At 68.3% G+C, this 17,119-nt stretch carries 13 protein-coding genes and 1 pseudogene; 5 read left to right on the top strand and 9 right to left on the bottom strand.

Going from position 1 to position 17,119, the window contains the following annotated elements; translation table 11 throughout:
* A partial coding sequence (locus N416_RS0105885; protein WP_155943326.1) for an AMP-binding protein occupies positions 1 to 422 on the bottom strand: 422 nt, incomplete at its 3' end.
* A gap of 129 nt (positions 423 to 551) precedes the next feature.
* Here N416_RS0105885 and N416_RS0105880 point away from each other — a divergent pair.
* Positions 552 to 1,277, top strand: a complete 726-nt coding sequence (locus N416_RS0105880; protein ID WP_024441190.1) for a metalloregulator ArsR/SmtB family transcription factor — start codon at positions 552 to 554, stop codon at positions 1,275 to 1,277.
* Positions 1,278 to 1,291: 14 nt separating this feature from the next.
* On the opposite strand, the gene N416_RS0105875 is transcribed toward N416_RS0105880, so the two are convergent.
* Positions 1,292 to 2,191, bottom strand: a complete 900-nt coding sequence (locus N416_RS0105875; protein ID WP_024441189.1) for a pseudouridine-5'-phosphate glycosidase — start codon at positions 2,189 to 2,191, stop codon at positions 1,292 to 1,294.
* A 130-nt stretch (positions 2,192 to 2,321) separates the two neighbouring features.
* Here N416_RS0105875 and N416_RS0105870 point away from each other — a divergent pair.
* Positions 2,322 to 3,008, top strand: a pseudogene (locus N416_RS0105870) (HNH endonuclease family protein); the annotation flags it as partial.
* An 8-nt stretch (positions 3,009 to 3,016) separates the two neighbouring features.
* Here N416_RS0105870 and dapC read toward each other — a convergent pair.
* Complete coding sequence (dapC, locus tag N416_RS0105865; protein WP_024441187.1) at positions 3,017 to 4,114, bottom strand: succinyldiaminopimelate transaminase; 1,098 nt, start codon at positions 4,112 to 4,114, stop codon at positions 3,017 to 3,019.
* 206 nt (positions 4,115 to 4,320) lie between these two features.
* Here dapC and N416_RS0105860 point away from each other — a divergent pair, with 206 nt between their 5' ends.
* Positions 4,321 to 4,869 (top strand): PadR family transcriptional regulator, encoded by a 549-nt coding sequence (locus N416_RS0105860; RefSeq protein WP_024441186.1) that lies wholly within the window; start codon positions 4,321 to 4,323, stop codon positions 4,867 to 4,869.
* 46 nt (positions 4,870 to 4,915) lie between these two features.
* Complete coding sequence (locus N416_RS0105855; RefSeq protein ID WP_036457327.1) at positions 4,916 to 6,922, top strand: NADPH-dependent 2,4-dienoyl-CoA reductase; 2,007 nt, start codon at positions 4,916 to 4,918, stop codon at positions 6,920 to 6,922.
* Positions 6,923 to 7,021: 99 nt separating this feature from the next.
* Here the strand turns inward: N416_RS0105855 and N416_RS0105850 are convergent, their stop codons facing one another.
* On the bottom strand, positions 7,022 to 9,586 hold the full coding sequence (locus tag N416_RS0105850) for a bifunctional FO biosynthesis protein CofGH (protein WP_051190185.1): 2,565 nt from the start codon (positions 9,584 to 9,586) through the stop codon (positions 7,022 to 7,024).
* A 392-nt stretch (positions 9,587 to 9,978) separates the two neighbouring features.
* Here N416_RS0105850 and N416_RS0105845 point away from each other — a divergent pair, with 392 nt between their 5' ends.
* On the top strand, positions 9,979 to 10,590 hold the full coding sequence (locus N416_RS0105845) for a hypothetical protein (protein ID WP_024441183.1): 612 nt from the start codon (positions 9,979 to 9,981) through the stop codon (positions 10,588 to 10,590).
* A gap of 30 nt (positions 10,591 to 10,620) precedes the next feature.
* On the opposite strand, the gene N416_RS0105840 is transcribed toward N416_RS0105845, so the two are convergent.
* From N416_RS0105840 to typA, 5 genes are all read right to left on the bottom strand, one after another.
* Positions 10,621 to 11,028 (bottom strand): hypothetical protein, encoded by a 408-nt coding sequence (locus N416_RS0105840; protein WP_192830990.1) that lies wholly within the window; start codon positions 11,026 to 11,028, stop codon positions 10,621 to 10,623.
* Between the two features lie 175 nt (positions 11,029 to 11,203).
* Entirely contained in the window at positions 11,204 to 12,121 is a 918-nt protein-coding gene (mshB, locus tag N416_RS0105830) for an N-acetyl-1-D-myo-inositol-2-amino-2-deoxy-alpha-D-glucopyranoside deacetylase (protein ID WP_024441181.1), read from the bottom strand.
* 51 nt (positions 12,122 to 12,172) lie between these two features.
* Positions 12,173 to 13,030 carry a hypothetical protein gene (locus tag N416_RS0105825; protein ID WP_024441180.1) on the bottom strand — a complete coding sequence of 286 codons (858 nt, stop codon included), beginning with the start codon at positions 13,028 to 13,030 and terminating at the stop codon, positions 12,173 to 12,175.
* Positions 13,031 to 13,220: 190 nt separating this feature from the next.
* Positions 13,221 to 15,128 carry an ABC transporter family substrate-binding protein gene (locus N416_RS0105820; RefSeq protein ID WP_024441179.1) on the bottom strand — a complete coding sequence of 636 codons (1,908 nt, stop codon included), beginning with the start codon at positions 15,126 to 15,128 and terminating at the stop codon, positions 13,221 to 13,223.
* A 71-nt stretch (positions 15,129 to 15,199) separates the two neighbouring features.
* The gene (gene typA / locus N416_RS0105815; protein ID WP_024441178.1) at positions 15,200 to 17,083 is read right to left on the bottom strand and encodes a translational GTPase TypA; all 1,884 of its coding nucleotides are present in this window, start codon (positions 17,081 to 17,083) and stop codon (positions 15,200 to 15,202) included.
* Positions 17,084 to 17,119 lie beyond the last annotated feature (36 nt).

The raw sequence follows: 17,119 nt of genomic DNA, 5'->3' as shown, positions 1-17,119 counted from the left end.
CTCGACGAAGGAGAGGCGAAGCTGGGACCGCCGCTCGGACCCGGCGGTTCAGCGAGGCTCGACGAAGGAGACGATCCGGCGCGCGCCGGGAAGTGCGGCAGGCCGGCGAGGTCATCGGGGCGCTCCCCCAGCCAGGCTTGCGCTCCCGAGTCACGCAGAATGTGCTGGCGTTCGGCGACGCCGACGTCAGCGGGGACCGGAACCACCGGAACCCCCGCGAGCAGACAGCCGGTGACCGCCAGCACGGTCTGCGCCGTGGGGGTCGCCAGCACCGCGACCGTCGGCGCCCCGGCAAGGTCTTTCAACACTGCCGCGGAAGCGGCACTCAACTCGGCACGGCTCAGGAGGGTGTCGCCGATACGCACCGCATCAGCGATGTCCGAGGCGTTCGAGCCGTCAGCAACCAGCGAGGTCAGCAGCATCTGGGGGACGTTACCCGGTCCGCGGCGCGAGCCCAGCCGAGCTGCCGAACGGCGGCCGACCGCCACAAGTGGTATCAACGAATCAGTTCCCTTAAATTTAAGGGCAACTCCTCATGGAGAGGCACTCCCATGTACGACCAGTCCGTCCAGCGGCAGGCCGCAGCTCGCGGTCAGCGGTTGCCGCGCAACCAGCAACGCGATCGGGTGCTGCGGTTGGTGGGCGCTGCCAGTGGTGCAGTCGACGCCGCCGAGCTCGCCGAGCGGATGCACCTGCACGTCACCACGGTGCGCTTCCACCTCGATGCCTTGTGTGAGGACGGGACAGTCGCCCGGACCCGGATCAAACGTGACGGCGTCGGGCGACCCCGCACCGGCTATGTGGCGGTGCGTGACCGGCTGGACTACCGCAGCCTGGCCGAGATCTTGGCCATGGAGCTCGGCGAGACCGCCGCCGAACGCCAGGAGCGTGCCGAACGGGCGGGCCAGCGTTGGGCCGACCGGATCCTGGCATCCGACGACTCCGCCGCCGAGGGACCCGTCACGCGGAACGGATCGACGCCCGACCCCAGCATCGACGAGTGCGCGGACCGGATCGCGGGGATTTTCGCGCGGATGGGGTTCGGTGCGGAACTGACCGCGGCGACCGAAGACGGTGCAGACGACAGCCCGCGGACGATCCTGCTGCACGCGTGCCCGGTCCGCGACTTGGCGCGGGAACACCCCGAGGTCAGCTGCGCCATGCACCGGGGCCTGCTGCGTGGCCTGCTCAACGCCGAGAACGCCCCCGGCGGCAGCGCAGAGTTGGAACCGTTCGTCGAACCGGATATGTGCATCGCCAGGGTGATCGGCCGCTGACCTGACAACGGGTCCTAGTGACCCGCATAGGCCACGGCGATCTCGGCGGCCACCCGCGCATTGGCCAGCACCAGTGCGACATTGGCGGCCACCGACGCGCCGTGCGTCTCGCGGTGGAAGTAGTCCAGCAGGAACGGTGTGACGTCCTTGCCTTGGATGTCCGCGGCCCGGGCGGCGGCCAATCCTTCGGCCAGCACCCTGTCGTGCAGTTCGCGGTCCAGCTCGGCGTCGGCGGGAATCGGGTTGGCCACTACCAGCCCGCCGTCGGTGCCCAGCCGGTCACGGGCCCGCAGCACCGCGGCAGCCTGTTTGGGCGTCTGGACCCACCAGCCGAGCGGATGGCCGGAGTCGGCGAGGTAAAAGGCCGGAAAGCGGTCGGTGCGGTAGCCGATCACCCCGACCGACAGCGTCTCCAGCCGCTCCAACGTGGCACCGATGTCCAGGATCGATTTCACTCCCGAACACACCACCAGCACCGGGGTGCGCGACAGCGTGGTCAGATCCGCGGACTCGTCGTAGCTGTCCCGCGCGCCGCGATGCACACCGCCCAACCCACCGGTGGCGAACACCGTGATGCCGGCCGCCGCCGCCAGGTGCGCGGTCGCGGCGACCGTCGTCGCGCCGTCGCCGGCCACCGCGGCCAGCATCGCGATCTCGCGGACACTGACCTTGATCGTGGTGGTCCCGCTGGCGATGCGGTGCAGCGCGTCGTCGTCGAGGCCGATGTGCGGCTGGCCGTCGATGATCGCGATGGTGGCCGGTACCGCGCCCGCCGAGCGCACGGCGTGCTCGATGGCGCGTGCAATGCGCAGGTTGTCCGGACGCGGCAGACCATGGCTGATGATCGTGCTCTCCAGCGCCACCACGGCCCGACCGGCGTCCAGCGCCTCCGCGACCTCGGGATGGATGCGCATCCGCTCAGCCTATGGTGCGCGGCGGCGAGCACGCATCGATCGTGTCGGGGCAGTTTGGTAGCGTCCCCGACTGTTCACGGGGTTGATGCGGCGGTCCCAGCCTCGCTGAACCGCCGGGAGTGGAGGTGCCATGGTCGACCAGCGACGCAGGTGGCCGGCCTGCGTTGCCGCGTTCGCCACAGCACTGTTGGTCGTGGCGCCGGCCGCCAGCGCGGACCCGGTTCCGGTCGGGGCGGCTGACGGATCAGCCGAGCTGGCCATGCTCGATGCGCTGCCCATCAAGGGGCGCGCGCCCAAGACCGGCTACTCGCGCGGCCTGTTCGGCCAAGCGTGGAGCGACGACGTCACGGTGCCCGGCGGGCACAACGGCTGCGACACCCGCAACGACATCCTGCGCCGCGACCTGGTCGACATCGAGTTCAAGCCGGGCACCACCGACTGCGTGGTGACATCCGGTGTTCTGCATGATCCCTACACCGGCACCGCGATCGCTTTCCAGCGCGGTCGGGGCACCTCCCAGGCGGTGCAGATCGACCATGTCGTGGCGTTGTCGGATGCCTGGCAGAAAGGCGCCCAGCAGTGGGATGAGCTCACCCGCCGCAACTTCGCCAATGATCCGCTGAACCTGCAGGCCACCAGCGGGCCGATCAACGAGCAGAAGGGCGACGGCGACGCGGCCACCTGGCTGCCGCCCAACAAGGCCTACCGCTGCGCCTATGTCTCGCGGATCGTCGCGGTGAAGTCCGGCTACGGACTGTGGGTGACTCAGGCCGAGCACGACGCGATCGAGCGGATCCTCACCGGCGAATGCGGTGCGCCGGGCGGCTAACCCAGCCGGGCCGCCGCCGCGGCGATCCGCTCATCGGTGGCGGTGAGCGCCACCCGCACGTGCTGCGCGCCGGCCGGGCCGTAGAACTCGCCCGGCGCCACCAGGATGCCGCGCTGAGCCAACCAGTCGACGGTGGTGCGGCACGCCTCGCCGCGGGTGGCCCACAGGTAGAGCCCGCCTTGCGACAACTCGATGGTGAAACCGGCCGCCTGCATCGCCGGAAGCAGCGTCGCCCGGCGGCGGGCGTAGCGATCACGCTGTTCGTGCTCGTGGGCGTCGTCGTCGAGGGCGGCGACCATGGCCGCCTGAATCGGGGTGGGCACCATCATCCCGGCGTGTTTGCGTACCGCGAGCAGTTCGGCCACCACCGCGGCGTCACCGGCGACGAACCCGGCGCGGTAGCCCGCCAGCGAGGAGGTCTTCGACAGCGAATGCACCGCCAGCAGGCCGCGGTGATCGCCGTCGCACACCTCCGGATGCAGCACCGACCGCGGCTCCGCGTCCCAGCCCAGCCCCAGGTAGCACTCATCGGAGACCACCAGGACGTCGTGCTCGCGCGCCCAGGCCACGACAGCGCGCAGCTCGTCGGCGGTCGCGATCGCCCCGGTCGGGTTGCTCGGCGAATTCAGGTACACCAGGGCCGGCGGCGGACCGTCGAGCAGTTGCGGGGTATCACTGCGCACCCATGGGGCCCCGGCCAGCCGGGCGCCCACTTCGTAGGTCGGGTAGGCCAGTTCGGGGACCACGACCGCGTGCTGGTCGCCGAGGCCGAGCAGGCTCGGCAGCCAGGCGATGAGTTCTTTGGTGCCGATGACGGGTAGCACCGCCGACTCGGACAGGCCGGTGATCCCATAGCGCCGTTGCAGCGCGGCGACCGCCGAGGAGCGCAGCGCCGCAGTGCCGGCGGTGGTGGGATACCCGGGCGCCGAGGATGCCGCAGCCAGTGCCTCGCGGATGATCGGGGCGACCGGGTCGACCGGGGTGCCGACGGACAGGTCCACGATGCCGCCGGGGTGCGCCTTGGCCAGCGCCGTCGCCTCGGCCAGGGTGTCCCACGGAAATGTCGGCAGTGCGGCCGATCTGCCGCCGCGCACGGAACTCACGAGGCTGCGGCGACGCAGGGCGGATTCATCGGTCCTGATAGTAGAGCCCGGTGCGGCGACGCGACCACCACGGCCCAGTCAGCTACCGCGGCGACGCGCAGCAGCCGGCTCCGCCGCGCTTGCGATCACCGGGCCTATGCACTCAGTTGCTGTGCAACAAGTTGCATAGGATGGTCATGGCTGCCTATGCTCCCCACGTGGCACTTCCGCACGCGATCCTGGTGTCCCTGAGCGAGCAGTCGGGTTCGGGCTATGAGCTCGCGCACCGTTTCGACCGCTCGATCGGCTATTTCTGGAGCGCCACCCACCAGCAGATCTACCGGACGCTGCGAGCCATGGAGGCCGACGGCTGGGTACAGGTCACCGAGGTGGCCCAGCAGGGCCGCCCGGACAAAAAGGTCTACACCGTGGCCGAGGCCGGCCGTGCGGAACTGGCCCGCTGGATCGCGGCCCCCCTGGCCGGGCGCGGAAGCTCGGTGGTGGACAACCGTCTGCGCGAACTGGCGGTCAAGATTCGCGGCGCCGGCGACACCGAACGCGCCACGGTGCGCGGGCAGGCTGTGGATCTGCGCGCCGAACGTGGCGAGCGCTTGGACATCTACCGCGCCCTTGAGAAGAAGCAGTTCCCGGATCCGCGCTCGCTGACGGGCGCCGCGCTCCATCAATACCTGGTGTTGCGCGGCGGCATTCGCGCGGAGGAGAGCGCAATCGACTGGCTTGACGAGGTTGAACAGGCACTGAGTTGAAGGGCTGACTGTGACAACAGAATCCAGCAATCCATACCCGCTCTTGATGTCCCCGCTGGACCTGGGTTTCACAACCCTGCCGAACCGGGTGGTCATGGGTTCGATGCACACCGGCCTGGAAGACCGCGCCGGCGACACCGCCAAACTGGCCGAGTACTTCGCGACGCGTGCCCGCGGCGGCGTAGGGCTGATGATCACCGGCGGATACGCCCCGAACCGGTCGGGATGGCTGCTGCCGTTCGCCTCGGCAATGACCACTCGCGCCGACGCGCGACGCCATCGGCGCATCACCGACGCCGTGCACGATGCCGGCGGCAAGATCGCGCTGCAGCTTCTGCACGCGGGACGCTATGCCTACCATCCGTTTTCAGTCAGCGCGTCGAGCATCAAGGCACCGATCAACCCGTTCCGGCCGAGGGCGTTGTCTACCCGCGGGGTCGAGTCGACGATCGCCGACTTCGCCCGAGCCGCCGAGCTGGCTCGCGAAGCGGGTTATGACGGCGTGGAGATCATGGGCAGCGAAGGCTACCTGCTGAACCAGTTCCTGGCGGCGCGCACGAACAGACGATCCGACGGCTACGGCGGTTCTGCCGCCAACCGCCGCCGCTTCCCGGTGCAGGTCGTGGCTCAAACGCGCGCGGCCGTCGGCGACGACTTCATCATCTGCTATCGGTTGTCGATGGCCGACTATGTGGAGGATGGCCAGAGCTGGGAGGAAATCCTCTCGCTGGCAACCGAAGTCGAGGAAGCCGGCGCCACCCTGATCAACTCCGGCTTCGGCTGGCACGAAGCTCGGGTGCCGACCATCGTGACTTCGGTTCCCAATAGCGCCTTCGTCAACATCAGCAGCGCCGTCGCCGATCACGTCACGATCCCGGTGGTGGCCTCCAATCGGATCAACATGCCGCAGGCCGCCGAGCAGGTCCTCGCCGAGACATCGGTGCGCCTGATCTCGATGGCCCGCCCGATGCTGGCCGACCCGGACTGGGTGCGCAAAGCCGCCGACGGCCGTGCCGATGAGATCAATACCTGCATCGCATGCAATCAGGCCTGCCTGGACCACGCCTTCGTGCACAAGAAGGTCTCCTGCCTGGTCAACCCCCGAGCCGGTCATGAGACCACGCTGGTGCTCGGCCCGACGCGGCGGCGCCGGCGCATCGCGGTGGTGGGCGCCGGGCCGGCCGGGTTGTCCGCGGCGGTGTCGGCCGCCGAACGCGGCCACGAGGTGACCCTGTTCGAGGCGAATGGCTTCATCGGCGGCCAATTCGACTTGGCCAGAAGAATTCCCGGAAAGAAAGAGTTCGCCGAAACGATCCGCTACTACGCCACCATGCTGGACAAGTACGCGGTGACGCTACGCGTGGGCAGCCGGGCTGGGGTCGGCGAGTTGACCGGCTTCGACGAAGTGGTGCTGGCCACTGGGGTCAAACCGCGGATCCCCCAGATCCCGGGCATCGAGCATCCGATGGTGATGTCGTATGCCGAGGCGATCGCGGGCCGGCCGGTGGGCTCCTCGGTGGCGGTGGTGGGGGCCGGCGGGATCGGGTTCGACGTCAGTGAATTCCTGGTCCTGGATTCACCCGACTCCTCGCCGACGCTGCACCTCAAGGAGTGGAAGGCCGAGTGGGGTGCCGCCGAACCGTGGGAGGCCAGGGGTGCGCTGCTGCCGCCGGACCCCGCACCGCCGGCCCGCCAGGTCTATCTGTTGGCCCGCACCGCAGGAGCTCAAGGCCGCAAGTTGGGCAAGACCAGCGGTTGGGTGCATCGGGCATCGGTGAAGGCCAAGAACGTCCAGCAGCTCTCCGGGGTGAACTACGACCGCATCGATGATGACGGGTTGCACATCAGCTACGGCCCGAACAAGTCACGCCCGCAGGTGTTGGCGGTGGACAACGTGGTGATCTGCGCCGGTCAGGAGTCGGTGCGCGACCTCGAGGACGGATTGCGGTCGCGCGGCATGACACCGCACATCATCGGTGGCGCGGCGCTGGCCGCCGAACTGGATGCCAAGCGGGCCATCAAGCAGGGCACCGAGCTGGCGGCCCGCCTATAGGCAGCCCCGGCCGAGATTGCACTGACGGCTGCGATTCGGACGGACTGCACGACCCTGGCCGCAATGTCACGGAGGAGCGCAATCTCACGGAGGAGGCAGTCAGGCCGGCAGCGGTGCGTAGTCGGTGCTGCGCTGGCGGGCCGGGCGCCCAATGCCCTCGGCGATCGACGTCAACTCCGCAATCGTCTTGGCCGATCCGTGCTCGGAGCCGGCCATCCGCGAGATGGTCTCCTCCATCAGCGTGCCGCCCAGGTCGTTGGCGCCGCCGTTGAGCATCACCTGGGTGCGCTCCACCCCCAACTTGACCCAGCTGGTCTGGATGTTGGGGATGCGGCCGTGCAACATGATCCGCGCCAACGCATGTACCGCGCGGTTATCGCGATGGCTCGGGCCGGGCCGCGCGCCGCCGGCCAGGTACAGCGGCGAACTCTGATGCACGAATGGCAACGGCACAAATTCGGTGAAACCACCGGTGCGGTCCTGGATGTCGCGCAGCACCCGCAGGTGTCCGACCCAGTGCCGCGGGGAGTCGATGTGGCCGTACATCATGGTCGAGCTGGATCGCAGGCCCACCTCATGCGCGGTGCTGACCACCTCCACCCACATCGAGGTCGGCAGCTTGCCTTTGGTGAGCACCCAGCGGATCTCGTCGTCGAGGATTTCGGCGGCGGTGCCCGGAATGCTGCCCAGGCCCGCCTCGCGCAGGCTGATCAGCCACTCCCGAATGCTCAAGCCGCTCTTGGACACCCCATTGGTGATCTCCATCGGCGAGAACGCGTGCACGTGCATCGACGGCACCCGAGCCTTGACCGCGCGGACCAGATCGGCATAACCGGTGACCGGTAGCTCCGGGTCGATACCGCCCTGCATGCAGACCTCGGTGGCGCCGGCCAGATGAGCCTCGTAGGCACGTTCGCCGACCTCGGCGTTCGACAGCGAAAACGCGTCCGCGTCCCCCTTGCGCTGGGCGAAGGCACAGAACCGGCAGCCGACGTAGCAGATGTTGGTGAAGTTGATGTTGCGGTTGACCACATACGTCACGTCATCGCCGACGGCGTCGCGCCGCAGTGAATCAGCCAGTGCGGCAACAGCATCCATGGCCGGACCATCCGCGGTGGCCAATGCCAGATACTCGGCGTCGGTGCAGCCGGCCGGGTCGCGTTCGGCCGAGCGCAGCGCGGCCAGTACATCGGTGTCGACGCGCTCTGGGGCACGGGCTGCCAGGTCATTGATCTGCTCACGGATGGACTCCCAGTCCCCGAATGCGCTGCCCAGATCACTGCGGGTGTCGGTGGCCCGGCCGTCGACGTCGATCGCGGTGTGCAGATCGATCCGCCCGGCCGACTGCACCTCGTCGGGCTCCTGCCAGGCCAGCCCGACCGGATTGACGTCCCGGGCCCAGCCGCTGTCCGGGTCGGCCAGCGCCGCAACGTGCGGGCGCACCCGCGGGTCGATCCACGCCGCACCGGCCAGCACGTAGTCGGGCTGAGCGGTGAGCCGCTGCACCAGGTCGTAGCCGGCTTGCTGCGTGATCGCGGCCAGGTCGTCCAGCGCCGGCCAGGGGCGTTCCGGGTTGACGTGGTCAGGCGTCAGCGGGGAAACCCCGCCCCAGTCGTCGACCCCGGCGCCGATCAGCGCCAGGCATTCCTCGGCAGAGACCAGGTTGGGCGGTGCCTGCACCCGCATCTTGGGGCCCAGTACCAGCCGGGTGACCGCCACCGTGGCCAAGAAGTCCTCGAAACCGGTGTCGGGCACCGCCGCCATCGCGGTGTGCTCCTTGGCCCGGAAGTTCTGCACGATGACTTCCTGGATGTGCCCGAACTCTTTGTGCACCTTGCGGATCGCGTGCAAGGTGTCGGCACGCTCGGCGAGCGTCTCGCCGATGCCGACCAGCAGGCCGGTGGTGAACGGGATCGAGAGTCGGCCCGCGTCGGCCAGCGTGCGCAGGCGAACCACGGGATCTTTGTCCGGACTGCCGTAGTGCGCCAGGCCTTTGGTCTCAAATAGTCGCCGGGACGTGGTCTCAAGCATCATGCCCATCGACGGCGCCACCGGCTTGAGCCGCGACATCTCCGACCAGCTCATCACCCCCGGGTTCAGGTGCGGCAGCAGGCCGGTCTCTTCCAGCACCCGGATGGCCATCGCCCGTACGTAGGCCAGGGTGCTGTCATAACCGCGCTCGTCGAGCCACTGTCGTGCCTCGGACCAGCGGTCCTCGGGCCGGTCGCCCAGCGTGAACAGCGCCTCCTTGCAACCCATCTCGGCACCGCGGCGGGCGATATCGAGGATCTCGTCGGGACCCAGGAACATCTGCTTGCCCTGCGCTCGCAGCACGCCGGGCACGGTGACGAAGGTGCAGTAGTGGCAGGTGTCGCGGCACAGGTGGGTGACCGGGATGAACACCTTGCGCGAGTAGCTGACCGGCAGCCGTCCGCCCGGTCCGCGCCGACCTCCCGACACCAGACCGGCGTCTCGTACCCGGGCAGCGCTCGCACACAGGTCGGCCAGGTCGCTGCCCCGCGCGCTCATGGCGATCGCGGTTTCCTCGACATTGAGGAGCACGCCGTCGCGGGCCCGCCGCAGCACCCGGCGCAGGGCACTCCGACCTGCTGGCGGCGCGACCACTTCGCGCGATGAATCAGGCAGCTCCGGGGTAAGTGTCACATCACCACAACTCGGAACCGTCCGCTGTTCATTCCCCACACCCCCATACCTTTCCAGACCCCGCAAGCGGCCTCCGGTTCGCCAATACCTTTCAGACCCGCAAGCGGCATCCAGGTCGCCAGCCAAGGTGCGCTTACGCGGGTGGAGCCAAGATCCGTAAACAGCCCAGCGCCGCGGACACCGCACGCCACCGTGCCCAATACCTGAGGTTTTCACAGCCGGTAAACACGGCCATCACGGCCCCGCAGCTCACAACGGGCCCGAAATAGCCCGCCCATTCAGCCGCCACATGGGAGCCACGCCCGATTACCTGTCGAATAATCCGATAAAGCGGACTTCTTGACACTGATTGAGAACCGTTATTTACTAGGCCAAACTGCGAAGGAGTTATCATGAAGACCTCAGCATTGCCTTGGTTTGCACCCCTGGTCGCGGCAACATGCCTCGCGGCCAGCCCGGCAGTCACCCCGGTCCTGCCGCGCGCCGAAGTCCAACTCCACCCGGTGGTCTTGACCGCAGAGGTAGTGCCCGCCGATCTGCTGGAATCTCTGGCGCCAGACCTGCTGGGATCCCTCGGATCAACCGAGCTGTCGGAGGTCGCCGGCGACGCGGCGGCCGGCTTCTTCGGGCTCGGGTATTTCTTTGCAGAGGTGATATACGCCTTCAACAGCGTGGTGTCCGTGCTGCTGTCACCACTGAGCTGGGTTCCGATCGTCGGTTCGCTGGCGGCATCACTGATATGGACTCCGATCAACCTAGTCGAGCAGCTCATTTGGCCGTTCCTTGTGGGCACGATCTACTACCCCTACTACCCCTACTACCCGTACCTTTCCGAGGCCACCGACCCTGGGTTGCCCGTCGAGCTGTCGCAACTGCCGGGACTCGCGGACTTCAGCCTGCCCGACACGGCACTGAGCGTCGACGCACTGGAAGTGGGAGACGTGGGCGACCTCGGCGACGCGTTCCAGGCCGCCGGTGCGGCGCTGCTGGACATGCTCATTTAGGCCAGCACGCCGGCGTAGGACCTCGTCCTGTCAGGCCTGGCCGTCTGAAATGTCTCCGACGGCCAGCGCCTGGCGACGCCGCCACAGCACCCACGCGGGCGGCGCGCTGCCCAGCACGATCATCAGCAGCACGCCATAGGCCATCACGCCACGGTCAGCGAAGATCAGGTCGTCCCCCGGACCACCAAGGGTCATCAACGCGATAGCCAACAACCAGGTCCACAGCGGCAGCACCGCCAACCGCAGCGACATGGTGCAGCGCTGTGCCACCCACACCAGACCGGCGTTGACCAGGCCCCCGATCAGGGCACTGAGCGGAACGGGAATGGCACCTATGTGGGCGGGTAGCAGCAGCGCGGTGGCCACGGCGCAGAGCGCGCCATCGAGGGCAAGCAGCGCCAGCACGACGAAATTGAATGCCGGCGTATCGGTGGGCATCGCGGGCTCGGTGAGCGACGCGACGGAACTCAAGTGGGGATGCTCTCCAGCTGGCTGACCAACGAACCGACCATCCACTGATAGCTGTCGAGCCACCACTGCCAGTGCTCCAAGTTCGGGTCCAGATCGGGATCCATGCCTAAACCACCTAAGTCATTGCCTCTACAGAAACTGCTCAGCAGGAGCCTACCCTGTGGCCGCCGTCATCGAGGCGAAGTCCGGCCAGCAGATCGGTTTCCCATCCCCGGCCGTCGCGCGGCCCGGGATCACCGGCGACCAGGACGTAATGCTCGGCGGCCGAAATCGGCTGGACCACGTTGTTCGACAATGCGAACGCGCGGCCGGTCGGCCCGACGGTGATCTGGGTGGCATGAGCCCTCATGGCGGCGACCTTCGCCGCGCGAGCTTCCGCGGCCTCGATCACCGCATCGATCCGGTCGTCGGGGAAGTCCCCGACCGCAGGGTCGTCCGGTGCGTCGGCCGCCGTCCAATGCGAGAGCCGATCGGCGTCCCCAAGCTCTGCAAGGGCGGCTCGCCGGGCGCTGCCGGCGGTCACCGTCCAGTAGAACTTCGGCGTGGACCACCCCGGCTCGGAGCCATCCTCTGCCGCTGCGGCCAGCGCCGCTGTGGTGACGTGATGGGCGTGTACGTGGTCGGGATGGCCGTACCCGCCGTTCGGGTCGTAGCTGACGACCACGTGCGGGCGCAGCGTCCGGACGATGGCCGCCAGCGCCGCAACGGTGTCGGCGTCGTCGGCGTCGATGAACCGCTGCTGCCGGCGCGCCGGGGTGCCGGTCATCCCCGAGTCACGCCAGCGTCCCGCGCCGCCGAGAAACGCCGGGGGGCCGACTCCCAGCGCCCGCAGCGCCGCGGTCAGCTCACCGATCCGATACCCGCCCAGTTGGTCGGCGCCGTCCACCGTCAGATGCGCCCAACGGTCCCCGATGACCTCGCCCTCCTCCCCCAGCGTGCAGGTCACCACACGCACGTCGGCGCCGCGGGCGGCGTAGTGGGCGATCGTCGCCCCAGTCGTCAGAGTCTCGTCATCGGGGTGGGCATGGACGAACAGCAATCGTGGAATCGGATCCGACACGCCAAAACCCTACCGCCGCACCGGCGAATGGATCGGCGGCCCTCAACCGGATCAGAACAGACTGTCGAAGAACCCATCCCAGTCGATGCCGCCCAACAGCAACGCAAGGTTGTCGCCCTGAATCGCGTTGACGATCTCGTCGAACTGGTCCGGACTGAACCCGAGCAGGGTTGTCCAGTCGGCGTTGAGGATGGCCGGGTCGAAGTGGCCGAGCAGGCTGTCGTAAGGGTTGAAGCCGATGCCCATCATGTTGTTGAACGCGGCCTGGTTCTGCGCCAGCACCGTGTTGTTGATGCTGAAGATCCAGTTCACCAGGTCGCCGAACTCGGGGTTTTCGGCGGCCAGCCGATCGGCGGCGTCCTGTTGCGCGGCGACCAGTGCACTGTTGAACTCCGCCTGCATCGCGATGATGGCGGCGTTCATCGCCTGCTGCGCATCCGGGATCGCCTGCATGATGAGGCTGAAGCCGGCGGCCGCGTCGGCCGCGGCGATGTTGGCTGCCTGCCCGGCTCCGCCGCTGAACGAGCCGACGCCCGGGAGCTCCAAACCAGCCAGGTCAGGTGTGAAAGAAGGCAGCCCCAGCGGCAGGTTCTGCGGGTCGAAGCTGCCGCCGGTCAGCTCGTTGAACACGTTCTCGTCCAGCTCGCCTGCGTGGAAGGTTGAGCCGACTCCGTATGCGTCGTCGCCGTCGCCGAAGAGCACCGAGCCCACGTTGATGTACTGGGCGTCGGCGCCACCGCTGCCGACGAAGTCGGGGCGGACGTGATTCTCAATGATGTCGAGGCCGGGAGTCACATCGACGTTCGCGGCGGCCAGGTCGATGTCGCGGATCTGTACCTCAGGCAGGGCCGGGGTCATCGACGTCAGCACTGCGACCAGGCTGCCGACACCCAGAGCTGCAGCGGTCACTGTGGCGCAGCGGCGAGCGAGGTGTTCCATTGACAAATCTCCCTCCGACGAGTCCCGCGCAGGTTTGCTTAATCTTAACCAAGAATTGCCTGTGCGCAAGGCCTCGTTAATGTCGATTCCAGCTGGCGTCCACCTGTTGCTCCCCCGTGGTCTACCAACCTCGCCAAGCTTAACGTCCCGGGTGCTTTCGCTAGGGCAGCTTGACCCAGTTTCCGGCCCCGCCGACGATGCCCACCGGTACCGACCCGGTCAAGCTGACGTTGGTCACGCTCGGACCGACAGCCACGATCGTGGTGTCCTGCAGGATCGGCAGCACCGTCGCCATACTCCACAACCGGGGTTCGACGGCGGCGATCACGTCGCCGATGGACTTGCTGCCATCGAGGGCGGCATCGATCTCGGCCTGGATCGCGTGGTCGCAGACGCCGGTGATGTTCGACGGAGCTTGTAGCAGTGCCCCGGGCGCGGCGGAGCGCGGCGGTACCTTCGGGGCCGTCGTGGCCGGCGCGGGCGCGGGCCCCGGGGACTGGGAGGCCGCAGTCGCCGACGGCCCCGGCACCGGGCTCGCCGAGACGGGCACGGTGGCGGGAGCCAATGCGCCGCAGCCGTAACGCGAAGCCAGCAGTGTGGCCAGGTCGCCGCCGGCCTGCTGCCATCCGACGATCGCATCGACCTGATGGGTGACCAGCGCTTCCCGGTAGAGCTTCACCGGATCCAGCGCCAGAACCGTGGCGGCAACCCCGACGTTGCGCAACTGGTCGGCAGCGGTGTTGGCCACGGCCAGCGAGGTCGGATCGTTGGCCGCCACCCCGATCACCAGCGACAGCTGCTCGCCGCCCTTGCTGATCCGCCCCCGGGTGATCTCCGGCGGGTGCGGCGCACCGGTGGCGGAGCCGGCCGGCGGGACCAGCGCGGACGGCGGCGCATCCTTTTCGACTCGGTAGCCGGCCGCCTGCAACAGTGCCAGCGCGGCCGATTCGGCCATCGCCGGCGGTGCGGTGGGCACATAACCGGGGTCGCTGGGAGTGCGAACCTGGGCCTGGTCCAAAGTGACAGTGTTGTCGCTGCCGGCGCCCACCGTGGCCAGCAGGCCGACGTCGAGCAGTCCCAGAATCGCCCGACGAACCCGCACATCGGCCAGCTTGGGTTCCGCTGCCCGCAGCGCGAACTGCATGATTCGGGGCGTGACCACCCGGGTGGTCTGCACGCCGGGGATCACCGACAGCTGAGCGAACGCCGCCGAACCGCCGTGCACCTGAGCCACCTGGGTGTCCCCGTTGCGGATCGAGTCAGCCAGCGCTGCCGCTGACCCGGCGCGGCGGAACAAGACCAGGTCCGGCTTGGCCGGCGGGCCCCAGTAGCGGTCGTTGCGGGCGAGCAGGATCGCGTCGCGCTGTGGATCGATGTTCTCCACCCGGAACTGGCCACCGGTGACCGGCAGAGCCCGGGCCAGCCCGGCCGGGAAACCGCCGGGCACATCTTTGACGATGTGCGCCGGAACGATGTTGTTGAACAGTTCCCGCCACGCCGGGTACGGCTTGGCGAAGGTGACCACCACCTGCTTGCCGCCTTCGACGGAATGCACTCCGGTGATCAGGTCATAACCCGCCGGGTCGACGACACCGGGCTGGGTGACCATCTGCTGCCACAGGTACCAGAAGTCGTCGGCGGCGATCGGCGCGTTGTCGGTCCAGGAGGCCTCGGGCCGGATTCGGTAGGTCACCGTGAACGGTGCCTCGGAAGTCACGGCGGCCGACACCAGCAGCGTCGGGTCCATCTCCCACCGCGAACCGGTGGGGGTACTGGAGTCCGGGACTGGCCGAAACGCGCTGGGCAGCACCAGCGCGCTGATCGCCGCGGTGACCGCCGACAGGTCCGAACGCAGGTGGGGGTTGAAACCGGCCCCGATGGAATCGATGCCCATGATGATCTGGCTGATCCGCGGCGGCGGCGGGGCTGTGACCTTCGGCGTCTCGGTGCTCTGCGGCGCCGGCGGCGGGTTCACCGTGCACGACGAGATCGCCTGCGTCAGGACCAGCATGGTCACCGAAACCAGTGCCCCCGCCGTGACATGGGCGCGGCGGGCTGGTCTCGGCACGACTACCAGGGTATCCGGGCGGCGATTTGGGCGCGCAGACCGTCGAGCAGCGCGCAAAGCCGCGCCCAACCCTAGAGGTTCTTGGCCCGGGAGCGGCTGCGCGCCCGCAGCGTGGAGTCCAATTCGACCTTGCGGACCCGGACCACTTCGGGGGTGACTTCGACGCACTCGTCGGCCGCGCAGAACTCCATCGCCTGCTCCAGATCGAGCTCGATCGGACGGGCCAGCGTCTCCATCACATCGGCCGTCGACGACCGCATGTTGGTGAGCTTCTTCTCCTTGGTGACATTGATGTCGAGATCCTCGGCCCGAGGATTGATCCCCACCACCATGCCCTGGTAGGTGTCCTGGCCCGGCTCGACGAAGAACTGCCCACGGTCGGCCAACTGGATCAACGCGAACGGCGTGATGGACCCGGCCCGGTCGGACACCAGCGACCCGGTGTGCCGGGCGCGGATCTCGCCGGCCCACGGCTGGTAACCCTCGAACACCGCATTGGCGATACCGGTGCCGCGAGTCTCGGTGAGAAAGTCGGTGCGCCAACCGATCAGCCCGCGACTGGGGATGATGAACTCCATCCGCACCCACCCGGTGGTGTGGTTGGCCATCTCGGTCATCCGGCCCTTACGGCCCGCCGCCAGCTGGGTGATGGCGCCGACATACTCCTCGGGGCAGTCGACGGTCAGGTGCTCGAACGGCTCGTGCACCTTGCCGTCGATCTTGCGGGTCACCACCTGAGGCTTACCGACGGTCAGCTCGAAGCCCTCCCGGCGCATCTGCTCGACGAGGATGGCCAGCGCCAACTCGCCTCGGCCTTGGACCTCCCAGGCGTCGGGGCGACCGATGTCGACCACCCGGATCGACACGTTGCCGATCAGCTCGGTGTCCAGACGTGACTTGACCATCCGCGCGGTCAACTTGTGGCCGGAGACCTTGCCCGCCAGCGGCGAGGAGTTGGTGCCGATGGTCACCGAGATCGCCGGCTCGTCGACGGTGATGCGCGGCAGTGCGACCGGAGCGGCCAGATCCGCCAGCGTGTCGCCGATCATGATGTCGCTGATCCCGGCGACGGCGACGATGTCGCCCGCGCCGGCCTCTTCCGTCGGGGTACGTTCGACACCCTCGGTGACCAGCAGTTCGGTGATCTTCGCCGTGGTGGTCACCGGTTCACCGTCGACCTCACGCATCCAGGCCACCTGCTGGCCTTTGCGGATGCGGCCGTTGTAGACCCGGATCAGGGCGAGCCGGCCCAGGAATGGCGAGGCATCGAGGTTGGTGACCAACGCCTGCAGCGGCGCCTCCGGGTCGCCCGACGGCGGCGGGACGTGCTCGAGCAGCACGTCGAACAGCGGGTCGAGGTTGTCGGCATCCGGAATCTGGCCGTCGGCGGGCGCGGTGGTGCTGGCCACCCCGGCCCGGCCGGAGGCGTACAGCGTAGGCAATCCCAGGGCGTGTTCGGCAGCGGCCTGCGCCTCGTCGTCAAGGTCACTGGCCACGTCGAGCAGCAGGTCGTGGCTGGCGTCGACCACCTCGGCGATGCGGGCGTCGGGCCGATCGGTCTTGTTGACCACCAGGATCACCGGCAGGTGCGCGGCCAGCGCCTTGCGCAGCACGAATCGGGTCTGCGGCAACGGCCCCTCGGACGCGTCGACCAACAGGACCACGCCGTCGACCATGGACAGCCCGCGCTCCACCTCCCCGCCGAAGTCGGCGTGACCCGGGGTGTCGATCACGTTGATGACGGTGACGGTTCCATCGGGGTGGTGGCGATGCACGGCCGTGTTCTTGGCCAGGATCGTGATGCCCTTTTCCCGCTCCAGATCCCCCGAGTCCATGACGCGCTCTTGCGCCTCACCGCGTTCCTGCAGGGCGCCCGACTGGCGGAGCATGGCGTCGACCAGAGTCGTCTTGCCGTGGTCTACGTGCGCGACGATGGCGACGTTACGAAAGTTCACCGGGCGATTCTGCCAGCGCACCCTGTCAATCGCGAA

It is taken from the genome of Mycobacterium sp. UM_WGJ, assembly GCF_000455125.1.
In the GTDB taxonomy this organism is placed as follows: Bacteria; Actinomycetota; Actinomycetes; order Mycobacteriales; family Mycobacteriaceae; genus Mycobacterium.
This window is presented reverse-complemented; position numbering and strand designations above follow the sequence as displayed.

What these genes read in the sequence shown, in the direction of transcription:
- N416_RS0105880 (WP_024441190.1), top strand. Translation starts at nt 552, where the DNA reads ATGTACGACCAGTCCGTCCAGCGGCAGGCCGCAGCTCGCGGTCAGCGG.
- N416_RS0105875 (WP_024441189.1), bottom strand. Translation starts at nt 2,191, where the DNA reads ATGCGCATCCATCCCGAGGTCGCGGAGGCGCTGGACGCCGGTCGGGCC.
- N416_RS0105855 (WP_036457327.1), top strand. Translation starts at nt 4,916, where the DNA reads ATGTCCCCGCTGGACCTGGGTTTCACAACCCTGCCGAACCGGGTGGTC.
- N416_RS0105845 (WP_024441183.1), top strand. Translation starts at nt 9,979, where the DNA reads ATGAAGACCTCAGCATTGCCTTGGTTTGCACCCCTGGTCGCGGCAACA.
- N416_RS0105840 (WP_192830990.1), bottom strand. Translation starts at nt 11,028, where the DNA reads ATGCCCACCGATACGCCGGCATTCAATTTCGTCGTGCTGGCGCTGCTT.